Annotated in this window: 15 protein-coding genes and 2 pseudogenes; 12 read left to right on the top strand and 5 right to left on the bottom strand. The window is 38.0% G+C overall.

What is annotated here, in order from left to right; genetic code table 11:
- The first annotated feature begins 428 nt into the window (after positions 1–428).
- From Q0486_RS05485 to Q0486_RS05470, 4 genes are read left to right on the top strand one after another with little or no spacing between them, the layout of a single operon-like run.
- Positions 429–1,334 (top strand): ion transporter, encoded by a 906-nt coding sequence (locus Q0486_RS05485; protein ID WP_299231001.1) that lies wholly within the window; start codon positions 429–431, stop codon positions 1,332–1,334.
- Between the two features lie 26 nt (positions 1,335–1,360).
- The gene (locus Q0486_RS05480; RefSeq protein ID WP_299230999.1) at positions 1,361–2,122 is read left to right on the top strand and encodes an SDR family oxidoreductase; all 762 of its coding nucleotides are present in this window, start codon (positions 1,361–1,363) and stop codon (positions 2,120–2,122) included.
- Positions 2,123–2,129: 7 nt separating this feature from the next.
- On the top strand, positions 2,130–2,780 hold the full coding sequence (locus tag Q0486_RS05475; RefSeq protein WP_299230998.1) for a DUF2007 domain-containing protein: 651 nt from the start codon (positions 2,130–2,132) through the stop codon (positions 2,778–2,780).
- A complete protein-coding gene (locus Q0486_RS05470; protein WP_299230996.1) occupies positions 2,761–3,429 on the top strand; it encodes a nucleotidyltransferase domain-containing protein in 669 nt (222 codons plus the stop codon). The genes Q0486_RS05475 and Q0486_RS05470 overlap by 20 nt, the downstream gene beginning before the upstream one ends.
- 23 nt (positions 3,430–3,452) lie before the next feature.
- Here Q0486_RS05470 and Q0486_RS05465 read toward each other — a convergent pair whose 3' ends face one another.
- Complete coding sequence (locus Q0486_RS05465; RefSeq protein WP_299230994.1) at positions 3,453–4,445, bottom strand: quinone-dependent dihydroorotate dehydrogenase; 993 nt, start codon at positions 4,443–4,445, stop codon at positions 3,453–3,455.
- A gap of 176 nt (positions 4,446–4,621) precedes the next feature.
- Between Q0486_RS05465 and Q0486_RS05460 the strand changes: the two genes are divergently transcribed.
- The 6 genes and pseudogenes from Q0486_RS05460 to Q0486_RS05435 all read left to right on the top strand — a co-directional run bounded on the left by Q0486_RS05460 (position 4,622) and on the right by Q0486_RS05435 (position 8,113).
- Complete coding sequence (locus Q0486_RS05460; RefSeq protein WP_299230992.1) at positions 4,622–5,134, top strand: PH domain-containing protein; 513 nt, start codon at positions 4,622–4,624, stop codon at positions 5,132–5,134.
- Positions 5,135–5,147: 13 nt separating this feature from the next.
- Positions 5,148–6,008 (top strand): helix-hairpin-helix domain-containing protein, encoded by an 861-nt coding sequence (locus tag Q0486_RS05455; protein WP_299230990.1) that lies wholly within the window; start codon positions 5,148–5,150, stop codon positions 6,006–6,008.
- A 22-nt stretch (positions 6,009–6,030) separates the two neighbouring features.
- Positions 6,031–6,564: a GNAT family N-acetyltransferase gene (locus Q0486_RS05450; RefSeq protein ID WP_299231062.1), complete on the top strand. Its 534-nt coding sequence runs from the start codon at positions 6,031–6,033 to the stop codon at positions 6,562–6,564.
- A 16-nt stretch (positions 6,565–6,580) separates the two neighbouring features.
- A pseudogene (locus Q0486_RS05445) lies at positions 6,581–7,051 on the top strand (GNAT family N-acetyltransferase); the annotation flags it as partial.
- Positions 7,049–7,639 (top strand): annotated as a pseudogene (locus Q0486_RS05440) (sugar O-acetyltransferase); the annotation flags it as partial. The pseudogenes Q0486_RS05445 and Q0486_RS05440, both read left to right, overlap by 3 nt.
- 48 nt (positions 7,640–7,687) lie before the next feature.
- On the top strand, positions 7,688–8,113 hold the full coding sequence (locus Q0486_RS05435; protein WP_299231060.1) for a GNAT family N-acetyltransferase: 426 nt from the start codon (positions 7,688–7,690) through the stop codon (positions 8,111–8,113).
- A gap of 55 nt (positions 8,114–8,168) precedes the next feature.
- Here Q0486_RS05435 and Q0486_RS05430 read toward each other — a convergent pair whose 3' ends face one another.
- Positions 8,169–8,624 carry a GNAT family N-acetyltransferase gene (locus Q0486_RS05430; RefSeq protein WP_299230988.1) on the bottom strand — a complete coding sequence of 152 codons (456 nt, stop codon included), beginning with the start codon at positions 8,622–8,624 and terminating at the stop codon, positions 8,169–8,171.
- Positions 8,625–8,764: 140 nt separating this feature from the next.
- On the opposite strand from Q0486_RS05430, the gene Q0486_RS05425 reads away from it, so the two are divergent.
- Positions 8,765–9,307, top strand: a complete 543-nt coding sequence (locus Q0486_RS05425) for a cyclophilin-like fold protein (RefSeq protein WP_299230986.1) — start codon at positions 8,765–8,767, stop codon at positions 9,305–9,307.
- A gap of 7 nt (positions 9,308–9,314) precedes the next feature.
- Here Q0486_RS05425 and Q0486_RS05420 read toward each other — a convergent pair whose 3' ends face one another.
- Entirely contained in the window at positions 9,315–10,196 is an 882-nt protein-coding gene (locus Q0486_RS05420; protein ID WP_299230984.1) for an AraC family transcriptional regulator, read from the bottom strand.
- A 125-nt stretch (positions 10,197–10,321) separates the two neighbouring features.
- On the opposite strand from Q0486_RS05420, the gene Q0486_RS05415 reads away from it, so the two are divergent.
- Positions 10,322–11,611: a cytidylate kinase family protein gene (locus Q0486_RS05415; protein ID WP_299230982.1), complete on the top strand. Its 1,290-nt coding sequence runs from the start codon at positions 10,322–10,324 to the stop codon at positions 11,609–11,611.
- A 120-nt stretch (positions 11,612–11,731) separates the two neighbouring features.
- On the opposite strand, the gene Q0486_RS05410 is transcribed toward Q0486_RS05415, so the two are convergent.
- Positions 11,732–12,619 carry a metallophosphoesterase gene (locus Q0486_RS05410; RefSeq protein ID WP_299230980.1) on the bottom strand — a complete coding sequence of 296 codons (888 nt, stop codon included), beginning with the start codon at positions 12,617–12,619 and terminating at the stop codon, positions 11,732–11,734.
- A 22-nt stretch (positions 12,620–12,641) separates the two neighbouring features.
- Positions 12,642–13,808, bottom strand: a complete 1,167-nt coding sequence (locus tag Q0486_RS05405) for a DUF1566 domain-containing protein (protein ID WP_299230979.1) — start codon at positions 13,806–13,808, stop codon at positions 12,642–12,644.
- Positions 13,809–13,817: the final 9 nt, after the last annotated feature.

The following is a 13,817-nucleotide window of genomic DNA, read 5'->3' as shown; positions in this document are numbered from 1 at the left end:
AAATGTGAGAAAGGCTTTCATCAATATCATATATATGCAACTACATACATGAACCTTCCTCACCTCTTGGTTCCAGGACCACGACGCGAATAATATGCAGGACTGCCAGGTTAATAATAATGTTAGTTGCTTTCATACTTTTCTTTTTATTTTGTTATTACGATTGCAAAGGTAAAGGGAATTTTGAAACAAACAAATAAAATGACACTTTTTTTTGAATAAAAATATCAAATATCATTTTTTTTCGAAGTTTTGCGACATATCGGAAGTTTTATACAGCAACATTTACATAAAACAAATAGAAAAGTACACTAAAATTACCGTTTCATGCCCAAAGCAAATGTTTTGTTATTATTCTTAATATAATAACATCAATACATTATAATTTATTGTTAACTTTGTCCTATCAAACTGAACATGAAGACGACATGAAATTCATCTATAAAATATATCAACACTGGCACCATTTTCTGCATAACGAAGAGCTGAAAGAGAAAATATATTCAATAGTATTCGAATCGGACACCAAACGTGGAAAACTTTTCGACATAATACTTATAGGCAGCATCACGCTTAGCGTACTTTTGGTTATTCTTGAAAGTATGCACATATTCCCTCACTCAGCTTATCTTGTTCTAAGAATTTTGGAATATCTTCTGACATTGTTTTTCACATTTGAATATCTGGCAAGAATATATTGCCTGAAACAACCTAAGAAATACATCTTCAGTTTTTTCGGTATCGTTGACCTTTTGGCTACACTGCCCGTATATATGAGTTTCTTCGTTGCCGGCTCGCATTACCTCCTCGTAATACGTGCTTTCCGACTGATACGAATATTCCGTATTTTCAAACTGTTCACTTTTATAAACGAAGGTAACCTACTCCTTCGTTCGCTGTGGATTAGCGCTCCAAAGATACTTATATTCTTTTTCTTTGTACTTATACTTGTCACTTCGATGGGAACAGTGATGTACATGATAGAGGGCGACGTGCCGGACTCAGGCTTCAACAATATTCCCAACAGTATATACTGGGCTATAGTAACAATGACTACTGTAGGTTACGGAGACATCACTCCGGTAACTGCCGTAGGCCGTTTCATCTCCGCAGTGATAATGCTTATAGGTTACACCATAATAGCCGTGCCTACGGGTATAGTTTCCGCCACAATGGTGAGCGAACACAAGAAACAGGAAAAACGCAAATGTCCACGCTGCAACCGCGACGGACACGATTTTGAAGCCATATACTGCAAATACTGCGGTGCAAAACTGAAAACTGAGAAACCGCAGAAATTTGTGAACGATAGACCGAATGATGAACGATTCTGAAAATACAACTCAATAAACAATATAGTATGAAAGGAAAAACAATCTTAATTACCGGCGCCACAAGCGGAATCGGTGAAGGCTGCGCAAGAAAATTCGCAGCAATGGGAAGTAAACTTATACTGAACGGACGAAATATAGAAAAATTGGAAAGTCTGAAACAGGAACTTGAAAAAACGGGTACAGAAGTCGTAACTCTTCCGTTTGACGTACGAAACCGTGAAGAAATGCGCAATGCCATAGACTCCCTTCAAGGGGAATGGAAAAACATTGATGTTCTTATAAACAATGCCGGACTGGTATTGGGAGTTGACAAAGAGCACGAAGGTTCATTGGACGAATGGGACATAGTGATTGACACGAACATAAAAGGACTTCTGGCAATGACACGCATGATTGTGCCTGGAATGGTGGAACGAGGATGCGGACATATTATTAATATAGGTTCCATTGCCGGTGACGCAGCATATGCAGGCGGTAGCGTATATTGCGCAACCAAAGCCGCAGTAAAAGCACTGTCCGACGGACTTCGCATAGACCTCGTTGACACTCCGTTAAGAGTAACCAATATCAAACCCGGAATGGTGGAAACAAACTTCTCCGTTATCCGTTTCCGTGGTGACAAGGACAAAGCAAATGCAGTTTACAATGGCTTAAAACCTCTTAATGGTGATGACATAGCTGAAGTGGTTTATTATGCTGCATCAGCACCAGCTCATGTTCAAATTGCAGAAATTTTGGTTATGCCTACTTATCAGGCCACGGGAACTATATGTCATAGACAAAAATAATATATATATGAAATATCTTAAGTCTATACTCGTTTGGTTATGCTTCATTCCTTCTGCAATACTTAATGGTGGATTCAGAGAGTATATACTCGAAAGATATATTGATACCGCATTGGCTAATACCATAAGCGGTGTCATTCTCTGCATCATAATACTGATTATCACATGGTTACTTCTTCCACGATTAGTTGCCCTAAACAGAAAAGAAAGTTACATAACCGGTTTAATATGGATGCTACTAACTGTTATATTTGAATTTATATCAGGCATTGTGACAGGGATACCAATGGAAGAACTCATATCAGCATATAATCCATTATCAGGGAATTTGTGGATGTTGGTAATCCTGACAACAATGTTTTCACCTGTCATAATTTCAAGAGAAAAGACTTCATATAAAAATAAAACAAAGAATAGAATAGTAGAACTATATCGCGGAGAATTATGGGAGTGCCAGCTAATGGAATCAATCTTAAAGGACAATGGTATTGATTGTTTTTTAAAGAACAATATCAGAAGCGGATATGGTCCTATTGTATCACCGGCTGAACAAGTATTGATAATGATTAATGAATCGGACATGAAGAAAGGATTAACCGTATTAGAATCCATCAATTTAAATTCAAGAGAGGAACGATATGACAAACAACAATTTTAATATCACACAATGGTTGAAAGTATTTCAAGAGAGACTTTTATCACTCTTTGGCAACAGAATTAAGTTTTTTGGACTACAAGGCAGTTACGGACGAGGCGAACAAGCAACCGGCAGCGACATAGATGTGGTAATAATTCTTGACGAAGTAAATTTTAAGGACTTACAGAATTACCAGTCAATGCTTGATTCTTTCGAGGAACACGACATGATATGCGGATTCGTATCCGGAGAAAAAGAAGTTATGAACTGGGAAAAATCGGATCTTCTTCAACTTATTCTAGACACGAAACCAATAATCGGTTCATTGGAACATCTTCAAAATATGTTTAGTGATGAGGACATACGCCGCTCTGTTTTGACTGGAGCCTGTAACCTGTATCATGCGTGTTCACACAATTTTCTTCATGCAAAAGATTCTAACACATTAGTGGGGCTGTACAAAGTAGCCCGATTCACCGTACGAATGAAATATTTTCTAGATACAGGCTCTTACATTGGTTCGATGAAACTCCTATCCGAGCATGTCACAGACAAAGATCTTATGATATTAAATATAGCATCATCAGATTTTCAAGAAAACGATTTTACCGAGTACAGCCGCATATTGATTGAATGGGCGAGTGAAACAATAACCGAATATCACGGATAAACTGATAAGCATAAAGAGAATTCTCATTTGCAGGCTTTTGCTATTCTTTTCACGACAAAAGGACCTTCGTAAATAAATGCAGAGTAGATTTGTATCAGTTGGGCACCGGCTTTCAACATTTCCTGAGCATCAGAAGGAGTCATAACGCCACCGGCACCAATAATCAGCATATCCTTTGGTGCATGCTCGGACAGATATTTTACCACTTTCAGAGATTTCTGCATTACAGGCATTCCACTTATACCTCCAGCTCCAACTTTAGTTATCTCTGCCTGTGTTGAATTAGTAAGCAAAGAACGATCCTGGCTTGGTCCACATGCTATAAAACCATCAATATGATGCTTAACGGCAAAGCCAATAACGTCATCAGCCTTTTCAAGAGGAAGATCTGCCGGCAATTTCAGGAAAATCGGCTTATTGCTTTCCTGTTTACATTTTAATAAAGCCATTAGTACCTGACTCAATATTTCCGGAGCAATACTTCCCCAATTTATAGTATAATAATCAGCATAATCTTTAAAGTTGCGATACAAATCCAGGATATCTGTTATTGCCTGTTCCGCATTATCCGGATGATTAGTGTTAATGTTGATACCCAGAATATATTTCCCTGATTGCTTTCTTCTCAGATTTTCCAGGAATACTTTTTTCCCTGGATTATTAAATCCAGTTCGTGAAATAAGAGCCTTATCCTTTGGTAAACGAAATATACGTGGAGAAGGATTACCTTTCACCTCATCCGGTGTAACGGTACCGACTTCCATAAATCCAAAGCCTAAATCGCCAAGTTCATCAAAACAGCTGGCGGCCTTATCAAAACCGGCTGAAAGTCCTACCCTATTTCTGAAAGTCATGTTTCTCCATTTCCATCCTGCCGTGTCTGCATGACATATTGATCTGACAATCATTCTTACAGGAGTAAGATTACGATAGAATTGAAGCACTTTAACAATTTTGTCGTGAATTTCTTCCGCATCTATATGGAAGAGCAATGGACGAAGGATTGATTTATACATAAAACGTAACAGTTAATTGATTTCCGAATGCAAATGTATATTTTATAATCGAAAACTTTTTATACAAAAAAGTTATGCCCTATTACGCAAAATAATAGTTATATATCTGTTTCTTTCTCATATCACTTTTTTATTATATCTTTGTTTAAAACGATTGATAACTAACACTTACCATTATGAAAAACAATAGAATTTCTTTCACATGTCCATGGAGCTTAGGAGTTACGGTCATAACAACCATAATAATCATTATTTTGGTAGCATCTACATATTTTATCTGGACAGATGATTTTCCGTCATCAATGCTTTGGCTCAAATACACGCTTATAGTTGTTTTTATAGCTACCATTATCGGTGGATTAGGCTATATGCCGATACGATTAACTATTGAAAACGACAAAATAATTTTACACAGACTCTTTGGTGCTATTAATATACCTGTAAAAGATATTATAGAGATAAAAGCTATAACAAACTCAGAAACAGCTTTCTCCATTAGAATATTCGGCAGCGGTGGCCTATTCGGATATTTAGGGAAATTCAAAAATCCTAAGTTAGGCAGCTACACTATGTATGCAACTAATATGAACGAATTAATCTTCATTCGTACATGCAGAAAGAAATATGTGTTCAGTTGTAAGAATAGGGATGAATTTATTGAGTCAGTTAAACTAACGATAATAAAATAAATAATATAAATACATGGCAAGCAACATTGACTTCATAGAGTTTATATGTTCTCAAATAAAAGAAATTGGAACAGTACGCTATCGCAAGATGTTTGGCGATTATATGATTTACCTCAACGAAAAGCCTATAATACTTGCATGTGACAATATAGCTTACATTAAGAAACACCCTTCTATTGCCGAATTAATGCAAGACTGCGAAGCAGGCATCCCATACAATGGTGCAAAGGAGCACTATATTCTGGACGTAGAGCACAAACATCCTTTGGTTGATGTGATAAGTGCATTGGAAAAGGTATTACCATTGCCCAAAGAGAAAAAAGTAAATAAGAAAGATACACTCAAGAATATTCATCCTTTCCGTAAACTTCCTAACGTAGGACCACAAACAGAGCAGGATCTTTTAGCAATGGGCTATACCACTATAGAGTCATTAAAGGGTAAAAAGGCTGATGATTTATATCAAGAGGAGTGTGGTTTACGTGGTTGCACAATAGATCGGTGCCAGCTTTATCTGTACAGAGCATTGGAATATTATATCAATACGGAAAAACCGGATACAGCTAAATATAAATGGTGGCACTGGAAAGATGAATACTTCTATCCTTCTCCATGCGGTGCCAGATGTGTGGAATGCGCATCTTTTCCAAAAGATTGCAAGGGATGCCGCAAAATAAAAGGCAAAGTATTTTGGCTTCAATACACAGGTGATGAGGTATGTCCGATATGGAAATGTTGCAAAGAACAAAAACGTAAGAATTGTGGAGGCTGTCCGGAATTGCCTTGTGCCCGTTTCATGAAAGATCCTACATTATCAGATGAAGAGAATGAAGCCAATCTGAATAAGATGATTAACAATCTTACAAAAAAATAATAGATATATGACAATATATTTCATGGAAACCAAAAGACTTATTCTCCGTCCGTGGATTGAAGCCGATGCAGAATCGCTTTATAAATATGCCAAAGATCCCGCTATCGGACCTATTGCAGGCTGGCCACCACATACATCAATTGAAAACAGTAAAGATGTAATACGAGAAATTTTATCTGCTCCTGAAACATACGCCGTAGTATTGAAAGAAACAAACGAACCTATAGGCAGTGTAGGCATCATGTTCGGTGACGGCGTACATAGTGCGGATATGAAGGAAGGTGATGCAGAAATAGGTTATTGGATTGGTGTTCCCTACTGGGGACAGGGACTTATACCGGAATCGGTAAACCGTCTTTTGAAACGTTGCTTTGACGAACTTGATATAAAAAGAGTATGGTGCGGATATTATGACGGAAATACGAAATCACGTAGAGTTATGGATAAATGCGGTTTCAAATATCACCATACAGAAGAAGGAAAGACTTCTCCTTTAGGTGACAAACGTACCGAACATTTTACATTACTGACCAAAGATGATTGGAACAAAGAGTAAAATTATGAATAAACAAATAAACTATATTATACGTCCTTTACGTGATGAAGAGACTCATTTATTGAGAGAGTTTCTTTATGAGGCAATCTATATTCCTGAAGGTGTGGAACCACCAACAAAAGAGATTATAGATATTCCGGAGCTGAAAATATATATTAAAGATTTTGGCAAGTATAAAGACGATTATTGCTTAGTCGCAGAAACAGGCCATAAAGTCATTGGTGCTGTATGGGCAAGAATTATGAATGACTACGGTCACATTGACAACAATACTCCGTCACTTTCTATATCCTTGTATAGAGAATACCGCAATAAAGGTATTGGCACAGAGCTTATGAAAGAAATGCTCAAACTTCTTAGAAATAAAAGTTACCACCAAGTATCGCTTTCCGTACAAAAAGCAAACTACGCTACAAATATGTATCTAAAACTTGGATTTAATATCATTAGAGAAACCGATGAGGAATTTATTATGGTAAAAAACATGAACCAAGATATTAATAATTATAAGCGTTTTTTATCAGGAGAGCTTTGTAACCGTTTGGATGCTGAAGTTTTAGAAATGATAATGCAGACAAAAAAATATCTATCTATTCTGAATGACGTAAATACAAGCGAGGATGACAGGAAGAAAACATTAGGCAATATGTTAGGAGAAATCGGAAAACACTCCAGTGTAGGAAATAACTTTACCTGTCAATGCGGGAAACACATATTCATCGGTGAAAAGACAATCATAAATGATAATTGTACAATGATGGATGAAAATCATATTCATATAGGTAATAGAGTTTTAATAGCTCCTAATGTACAATTTTATACGGCAACGCATCCTGTTGATTTTGAAGAACGTTTCGTTAATGATTGGGATGAAAATTCAGGAGAACTGTTTTTCAAAACAAGGGCTTTACCGATAACAGTTGAAGATAATGTGTGGATTGGAGGTGGATGTATTATACTTGCAGGTGTAACAATAGGTAAGGGAAGCGTTATCGGTGCAGGTAGCATAGTTACAAAATCAATACCTGCAAATTGTGTAGCCATTGGAAATCCTTGTAGAGTAATCAGATGGTTAAAACCAAAATATAAAATTCGCCCACTTGAAGAAAAAGATATCCATAATATGCAGAACCTATTCCATTCCACAGTATTAAACATCAATATTAAAGACTATACAAAGGAGGAAGTGGAAGACTGGGCTTCATGCGGTGACGACATAGAACACTGGAAAGAACTTCTGTCTTCTAATCAATATGTAGGAGCATTCGCCGAACAAAACTACCTGATTGGATTTTCTTCTATGAACAAGAACGGTTATATGCATTCCATGTTTGTACATAAGGACTGGCAAGGTAAAGGTGTAGCAACTCAGCTTCTTTCTGAAGTTGAAATAATAGCAATACAATATAAAGTAAAAGAAATTACATCGGAAGTAAGCAAAACTGCACGTCCATTCTTTGAGCACAAAGGATATGTTGTGGAATGCGAGCAAAAACAGCAGGCAAACCGTTTGAAACTGACGAACTACAAGATGAAGAAAGTTTTATGAACTTCTATGCAATATTAATTAGAAAAGAATTTCCCTGTTCATCAATATCAGACTTTTATACAGACAATTCTTTTCTGAAATATACCATATCCTTTAATATCATACCGTTTTCTATAATAGGATGATCATAATTGGCAGTAAAGAAATCAGGAACAATATGAGAAAATGTGAAACCGCAGTTTTTATAAAAAGAGATTGTGTTTATGCTCTCTCCTGTACCGACTATCATATATTTGAATTTGTCTGCATAACGTTTACATAAGAAATCTACCATTTGCTTTCCGTAACCTTTTCGTTGATATTGTGGAGAAACTGCCAAACTTTTAAGTTCACAGACATTATCACCTTCATCTGTCACAACTGCGGAAGAAACAGGCTCTAAATTTGTATTAAACATAACAAACATATCACCTCGCTCCAAATAGCGGTCAATCATCGACTCCTGTTCATCAGCCAATAACAGCAAATCTAAATATTTCTTCTTATTTGTTTCTATCTTTCGTATTTCCATAATATTACAAAGATACTAAATGATTAAATGTAAACAAAAGAGAAACCGTAATTCTGGTACAATCATCAGTAATCTGTATATCAAACCTTAATCACAAAGTCAATACCTTTGTATCAGTACAAAAGATAAAGACTATGATTATGGGAAAAGCAAGATTACTGTTTTTTATTTTCATCTACTCCATGTTTGCAATGGCGTGCAGTACTGAACCGGAAATACAGTCCGGCAATAATTCAGAAACTGAAATTTCAAATGAGAGCAACAACCAAGACGAAGAAAATACAAACAACGATAACCAAAATAACAATGAAGAAAATATGAGTAACTCAACAATTAAAATCTCAGTTAACGGTACGACACTCACAGCCACACTAAAAGACAACTTATCTACAAGAGCTTTAGTAAATCTACTCAAAGAAGGGCCTCTGACCATAAACATGAATGACTATGCCAGAATGGAGAAAGTCGGCCCTATAGGAACTACCCTACCGCAATGTAACGAAAGACTCACCACACAACCGGGTGATCTGATTCTCTACCTAGGGCAGTATTTCGTGATTTATTACGCTCAGAATACATACTCGCTGACTCCACTTGGGAAAATAGACAATACTTCAGGCGATGAGCTGATTAGAATTCTTGGGAACGGCGATGTAACGGTTACAATCTCATTAAGCGAATAACAAGCCATTATTTATCCCGCCTCTGCAAATCGTTCTTCATACGAAATTTCAGAGGCGATACTCCTGTCTTACGCATAAAGAACTTTCCGAACACGGACTGGTCGGAAAAGCCCAGCATATCAGAAATTTCCTTAATATCCATATCAGTACACTCAAGCATACGGCGTGCATCAGAGCAAAGCATCTTCGATATATGAAAGCAGACTGTACTGCCTGTAACACTCTTAACCACTCGCGACAGATAGGTGGTAGTGATGTTCAAACTGTCGGCATAAAAACCTATTGAATGATGTTTGCGATAATTCTCTACAAGCAGTTTCTTGAAGTTACGGAATATCTCGTTTTCACGCTTCACATACACAGTAGTATCGTTGTTTTCCGTACACAAGGTATCCGCTATCTGTAAAAGGAAGAAATTACACAGATTTCGTATTATTCCATCGTGATATACATTCAAAACATTAAGCCCATCACCAAAAAGCGACATGGTTTGTTTCAGATAAGAGAACCTCCCACTTTCAATATCAAACACGGGAAGCCTGTAATTGCCGAGATACCTTGCCACCTGATTATACAGCGGCTGCCCGTCAGGAAGACTGTCAAAATACGAAGGTACGATATATACGATTTTCAGCGAGAAATCTGCATCGAAGTCTTCGATTGAGCTTGTCGTACTCGGTGTCAGAACAACAAGTTTTCCACGGTGAAGGTCATAATTGCCATAAATATCGGATAGCTTTGCTGTTCCGTTTATGACTAGAAGAAAGAAAAATCCCTTTTCAAATATAATTCCGCTATAATCACCGGGATTACCGTATAAATCACAACAACACGTATTTCCTGCCGTCATCCCAATTGATTTCATTACTTCATATACAGAGATATCCATAATCCGATTTTTACAACAAAGATAGTTTTTGTTTCGTTTTTGACCAAAATAAGTTGTTCTTTTATATCTGTCATTATAGATTTTAAGCTGAACTTTGCAGCTGTTTTACAAATGACAAATACAATATGAATAAATTTCTTCTAAGACGCTATCTTCTGTTCTGTGTGGCACTGTTTGTCAACGCACTGGGAATAGCATTTATCACCAGAGCCGCCTTGGGTACATCACCCATAACCAGCGTAACATACGTTCTTAGTATGTTCACTCCTTTCACCATTGGCGAATGGACTATCATGCTGAACATACTGTTCGTCGTTCTCGAACCTTTCATGATGACACGTCAGGACCTGAAAGAAGACCTGCGCATGTTTCTGTTGCAGATACCAATATCTTTCTGTTTCGGAATATTCATAGATATATGTATGCATTATATATTGTTCTGGCTTAACCCGGCAACATATCCAAGCATGATTATAGCTCTTCTGATAGGTTGCGTGATATTGGCTGTGGGTATCGCACTCGAAGTAAAGGCCAATGCAGCAATGATGGCTGGAGAATATTTCGTAAAGGTTATTACACGTCGTTTCCGTGGCGAGTTCGGATACATTAAACTTGGATTTGATGTCACACTGGTAGCTATTGCCTGCCTCCTTTCGCTGATATTCATGTCCGGCATATATGGCGTACGCGAAGGCACTGTAATTGCAGCTCTGATAGTAGGTCCTATTGTTCATTTCGTCAGTCCGTACTACAAGTTTCTCGATAAATGGATTACTCCTGCTACTGATGAAAAATTCACAGACGTAAAAGAGAACAAAAATATCATCATTACCATTGCCCGTGAATATGGCAGCGGCGGACATCTGCTTGGAGAAATGCTTTCTAAAGAGCTTGGAATAAAACTGTATGACAAAGAGTTTATCGGTATGGCAGCCAAGCGAAGTGGCATGGATGAAAACTTCATTGCAAAGAATGAGCAATCCATTCCATCATTCTGGCTTAAATGTATCATGTCGAAAAACAGCGAACAACCGCTGGAAGGTAGCCTTTCATCGGACGATGTTCTGTTTGTGGCAGAAAGCAAGATTATTCAGGAACTGGCAGAGAAAGAGCCGTGCATCATCGTTGGACGATGTGCTGACTTCATACTGAAAAACTACCCTAAGGTTCTGAAGATTTTCTGCTATTCCGACATTAGTTCTGCCATCGAAAGATGTACGGAAGAATATGGCATCAGAAAAGAAGATGCCGAAGCTGAAATACGCCGTATCAATCGTAACCGCATTCATCATTATGAATATTACACCGGAGACAAATGGGGAGAGCCTCATCATTATAATCTTATGCTTAACACTGGCAGTATAAGCCTTGAAACGGCATGTAGGCTGGTAAAAGATATTTACGGGAATATGTAATAAAAAAGAATTAAAAGACGCAGCTGCATTAAATGTTAAATATGTACCTATTTAGTTTCTAATGCAGCTGCGTTCTTTTCAAATATATTAAGAAGTAATACTCCATAAATCTGTAAAGACTTATCTTCTTCTCTTCAATCTATCAGGTTTTGTCTTTACGTTTTTATCATAAACGTGTATCCACTTTGGTGAAAGTCTGTTGGCGTTTACTTCCACAAGAAGATACCCAGTTTCACTCCTGACTTCCACTGATTTGACATCATAGCCTTTTGTTTCTTTTATTCCACCTTTTTCAGGTTGCAAGAATCCTCCGCTACCTCCACAAACAACCTGCTGAATAGTTTTGCCATTATGAGTGATGCTGCTTAGGTTATACTGGTGAGTATGACCACAGAAATAGTATCCTATTCCGTATTTCTCCAACAAACCCCAGAATTCATTCCTGTTTTCCGGATTAGCATCAAGACACACCGGATGAAAAGTATTGCAGCTGAATGCCGGTTCATGGCCAAATGGTACTATTATATCATTCTTATCGGCTGATTCAAGTGTCTTTGACAGCCAGCCGGTATCCACAGTCCTTTCACCGTTAATATAGTTATCAAGTCCTACAAATGTTACGTTCTTATAAGAATATACCACGTTTAGGTCAGAAGAAATTATTTTCTTCCAAGGTCCGATATTATTTCCCCTAACATCATCTTCATGGTTTCCACGAATGGCAAGTACCTTGATTCCCGCTTCGGTAAGAGGTCTGGTCAGGTTTTTCCACTCCTCCAATTCCACTTCCAATCCATTGGCATTCTGTCCTTTACCACCCTGAACCAAGTCTCCCACAAACAGGACGACTTCAACCTTATCTTCAAGAAGTCGTGGAACAATCTTTTTTACGGTGTAAGCATTAGGAACATGAGTATCTCCTACTACCGCAAATCTCCATGAACTGTTTGCTAATGCCATAATCAACGAAACACAATAGAATATGGCTGTAAGTATCGTTTTCTTCATGATAGAAAGTATTAATGTTCTGTTATTCAATTTTTCTTACACATCTCACAGCGTTATACACGCACTGCATATCTTTCTGCGGTCCGAAGAAAAACGGTACGTCAGAAGGATTGGCAGACTTAGGGTCACTGCGTTGCGCTCCGGCTCCATGTACATCGCACAGTTCACCGGTGCGAGGTTCTCTACCCCAGGCATGACCGAAACACACATATACCGCTCTTTCGTATGGATTGCGACCGTCAAGATGAGTTGTTGATGTCCAATAGAATGCATAATCTTTCACTCCATCATACATATTATGTAATGTACATTCCAACAATGGAGATATGGCAGGCGAATTTGTATAGGATGGCGAACGGTCATAATCCACTATTGATTCAAGTTCCTTTGCATTTGGCAGATACCAGTCAGTATATCCTGCCAGGCTGAGCGTGTCAGCGTATGCCAAAGCATCTTTCCAGTCATAAAGTTTTCCATTATCAGCTTTCTGCCACATCAGTCCTGTAGCATAGTCGGTAACAGTACCGTCACCGTTATCAACAAGCAGGTTCTTACCATACTCTGTATTGCCTCTCACCATACGGAAATACATCTTGTTATCTTCCCTTCTTTTCTTTAGCGGATATCCCTTTATTCTTCCGTCCACGAAATTGACACCGAATATAGTAGTCTGCCCGTTCATGGTTGTTCCTTTATATACGGTAGAAGTCCATGTCTGAACATCAATTTCACGCTCTCCTTTACTGCGGTCACCAATGGGCTGGTCAAAATAATCCGTATCAATAAAAGGCTTGACAGCGCGTTCGCCCATAGACTGCCCCGTGAACTGAATGAGCGAATACAGTTCCTTTACAGTAGGAATACGCCAGTCGTCATATCCTCCCGTACGTAATGACTCCGCTTTTTTCTTGGCTTCTTCGAATGTGAGTTTCTCACCCATGTTCTTTTCCCACATCAATCCCGTAACCAGATCTGTAACTGTTCCGTCGCCGTTATCCCTATACTTCGGCTGGTTTCCCTGAATGCATGCGTCCTGCCCGTAAAAAGCTTCTCCCGGCTTGGGCATTTCAATTTTACCATTATTACTGTAGCAATCTTTTTGACCTGTATCCACTATAGGATACTTTTCTTGCGAATAACCCATCTGTATACTTACTACCGCAACAGATAATAAAAACAATCTTTTCATACCTTTTAA

This window comes from uncultured Bacteroides sp., from assembly GCF_937912035.1.
Lineage (GTDB): Bacteria > Bacteroidota > Bacteroidia > Bacteroidales > Bacteroidaceae > Phocaeicola.
The sequence above is the reverse complement of the archived record's forward strand: the minus strand, read 5'-3'. Positions and strand labels throughout refer to the sequence as shown.

Coding starts and splice junctions, on each gene's coding strand:
- Q0486_RS05430 (WP_299230988.1), bottom strand. CDS start 8,624: ATGGAAATACGAAAGATAGAAACAAATAAGAAGAAATATTTAGATTTG.
- Q0486_RS05450 (WP_299231062.1), top strand. CDS start 6,031: ATGGAAACCAAAAGACTTATTCTCCGTCCGTGGATTGAAGCCGATGCA.
- Q0486_RS05405 (WP_299230979.1), bottom strand. CDS start 13,808: ATGAAAAGATTGTTTTTATTATCTGTTGCGGTAGTAAGTATACAGATG.
- Q0486_RS05415 (WP_299230982.1), top strand. CDS start 10,322: ATGAATAAATTTCTTCTAAGACGCTATCTTCTGTTCTGTGTGGCACTG.
- Q0486_RS05435 (WP_299231060.1), top strand. CDS start 7,688: ATGCAGAACCTATTCCATTCCACAGTATTAAACATCAATATTAAAGAC.
- Q0486_RS05465 (WP_299230994.1), bottom strand. CDS start 4,445: ATGTATAAATCAATCCTTCGTCCATTGCTCTTCCATATAGATGCGGAA.
- Q0486_RS05460 (WP_299230992.1), top strand. CDS start 4,622: ATGAAAAACAATAGAATTTCTTTCACATGTCCATGGAGCTTAGGAGTT.
- Q0486_RS05470 (WP_299230996.1), top strand. CDS start 2,761: ATGACAAACAACAATTTTAATATCACACAATGGTTGAAAGTATTTCAA.
- Q0486_RS05410 (WP_299230980.1), bottom strand. CDS start 12,619: ATGAAGAAAACGATACTTACAGCCATATTCTATTGTGTTTCGTTGATT.
- Q0486_RS05455 (WP_299230990.1), top strand. CDS start 5,148: ATGGCAAGCAACATTGACTTCATAGAGTTTATATGTTCTCAAATAAAA.
- Q0486_RS05425 (WP_299230986.1), top strand. CDS start 8,765: ATGGGAAAAGCAAGATTACTGTTTTTTATTTTCATCTACTCCATGTTT.
- Q0486_RS05475 (WP_299230998.1), top strand. CDS start 2,130: ATGAAATATCTTAAGTCTATACTCGTTTGGTTATGCTTCATTCCTTCT.
- Q0486_RS05480 (WP_299230999.1), top strand. CDS start 1,361: ATGAAAGGAAAAACAATCTTAATTACCGGCGCCACAAGCGGAATCGGT.
- Q0486_RS05420 (WP_299230984.1), bottom strand. CDS start 10,196: ATGGATATCTCTGTATATGAAGTAATGAAATCAATTGGGATGACGGCA.
- Q0486_RS05485 (WP_299231001.1), top strand. CDS start 429: ATGAAATTCATCTATAAAATATATCAACACTGGCACCATTTTCTGCAT.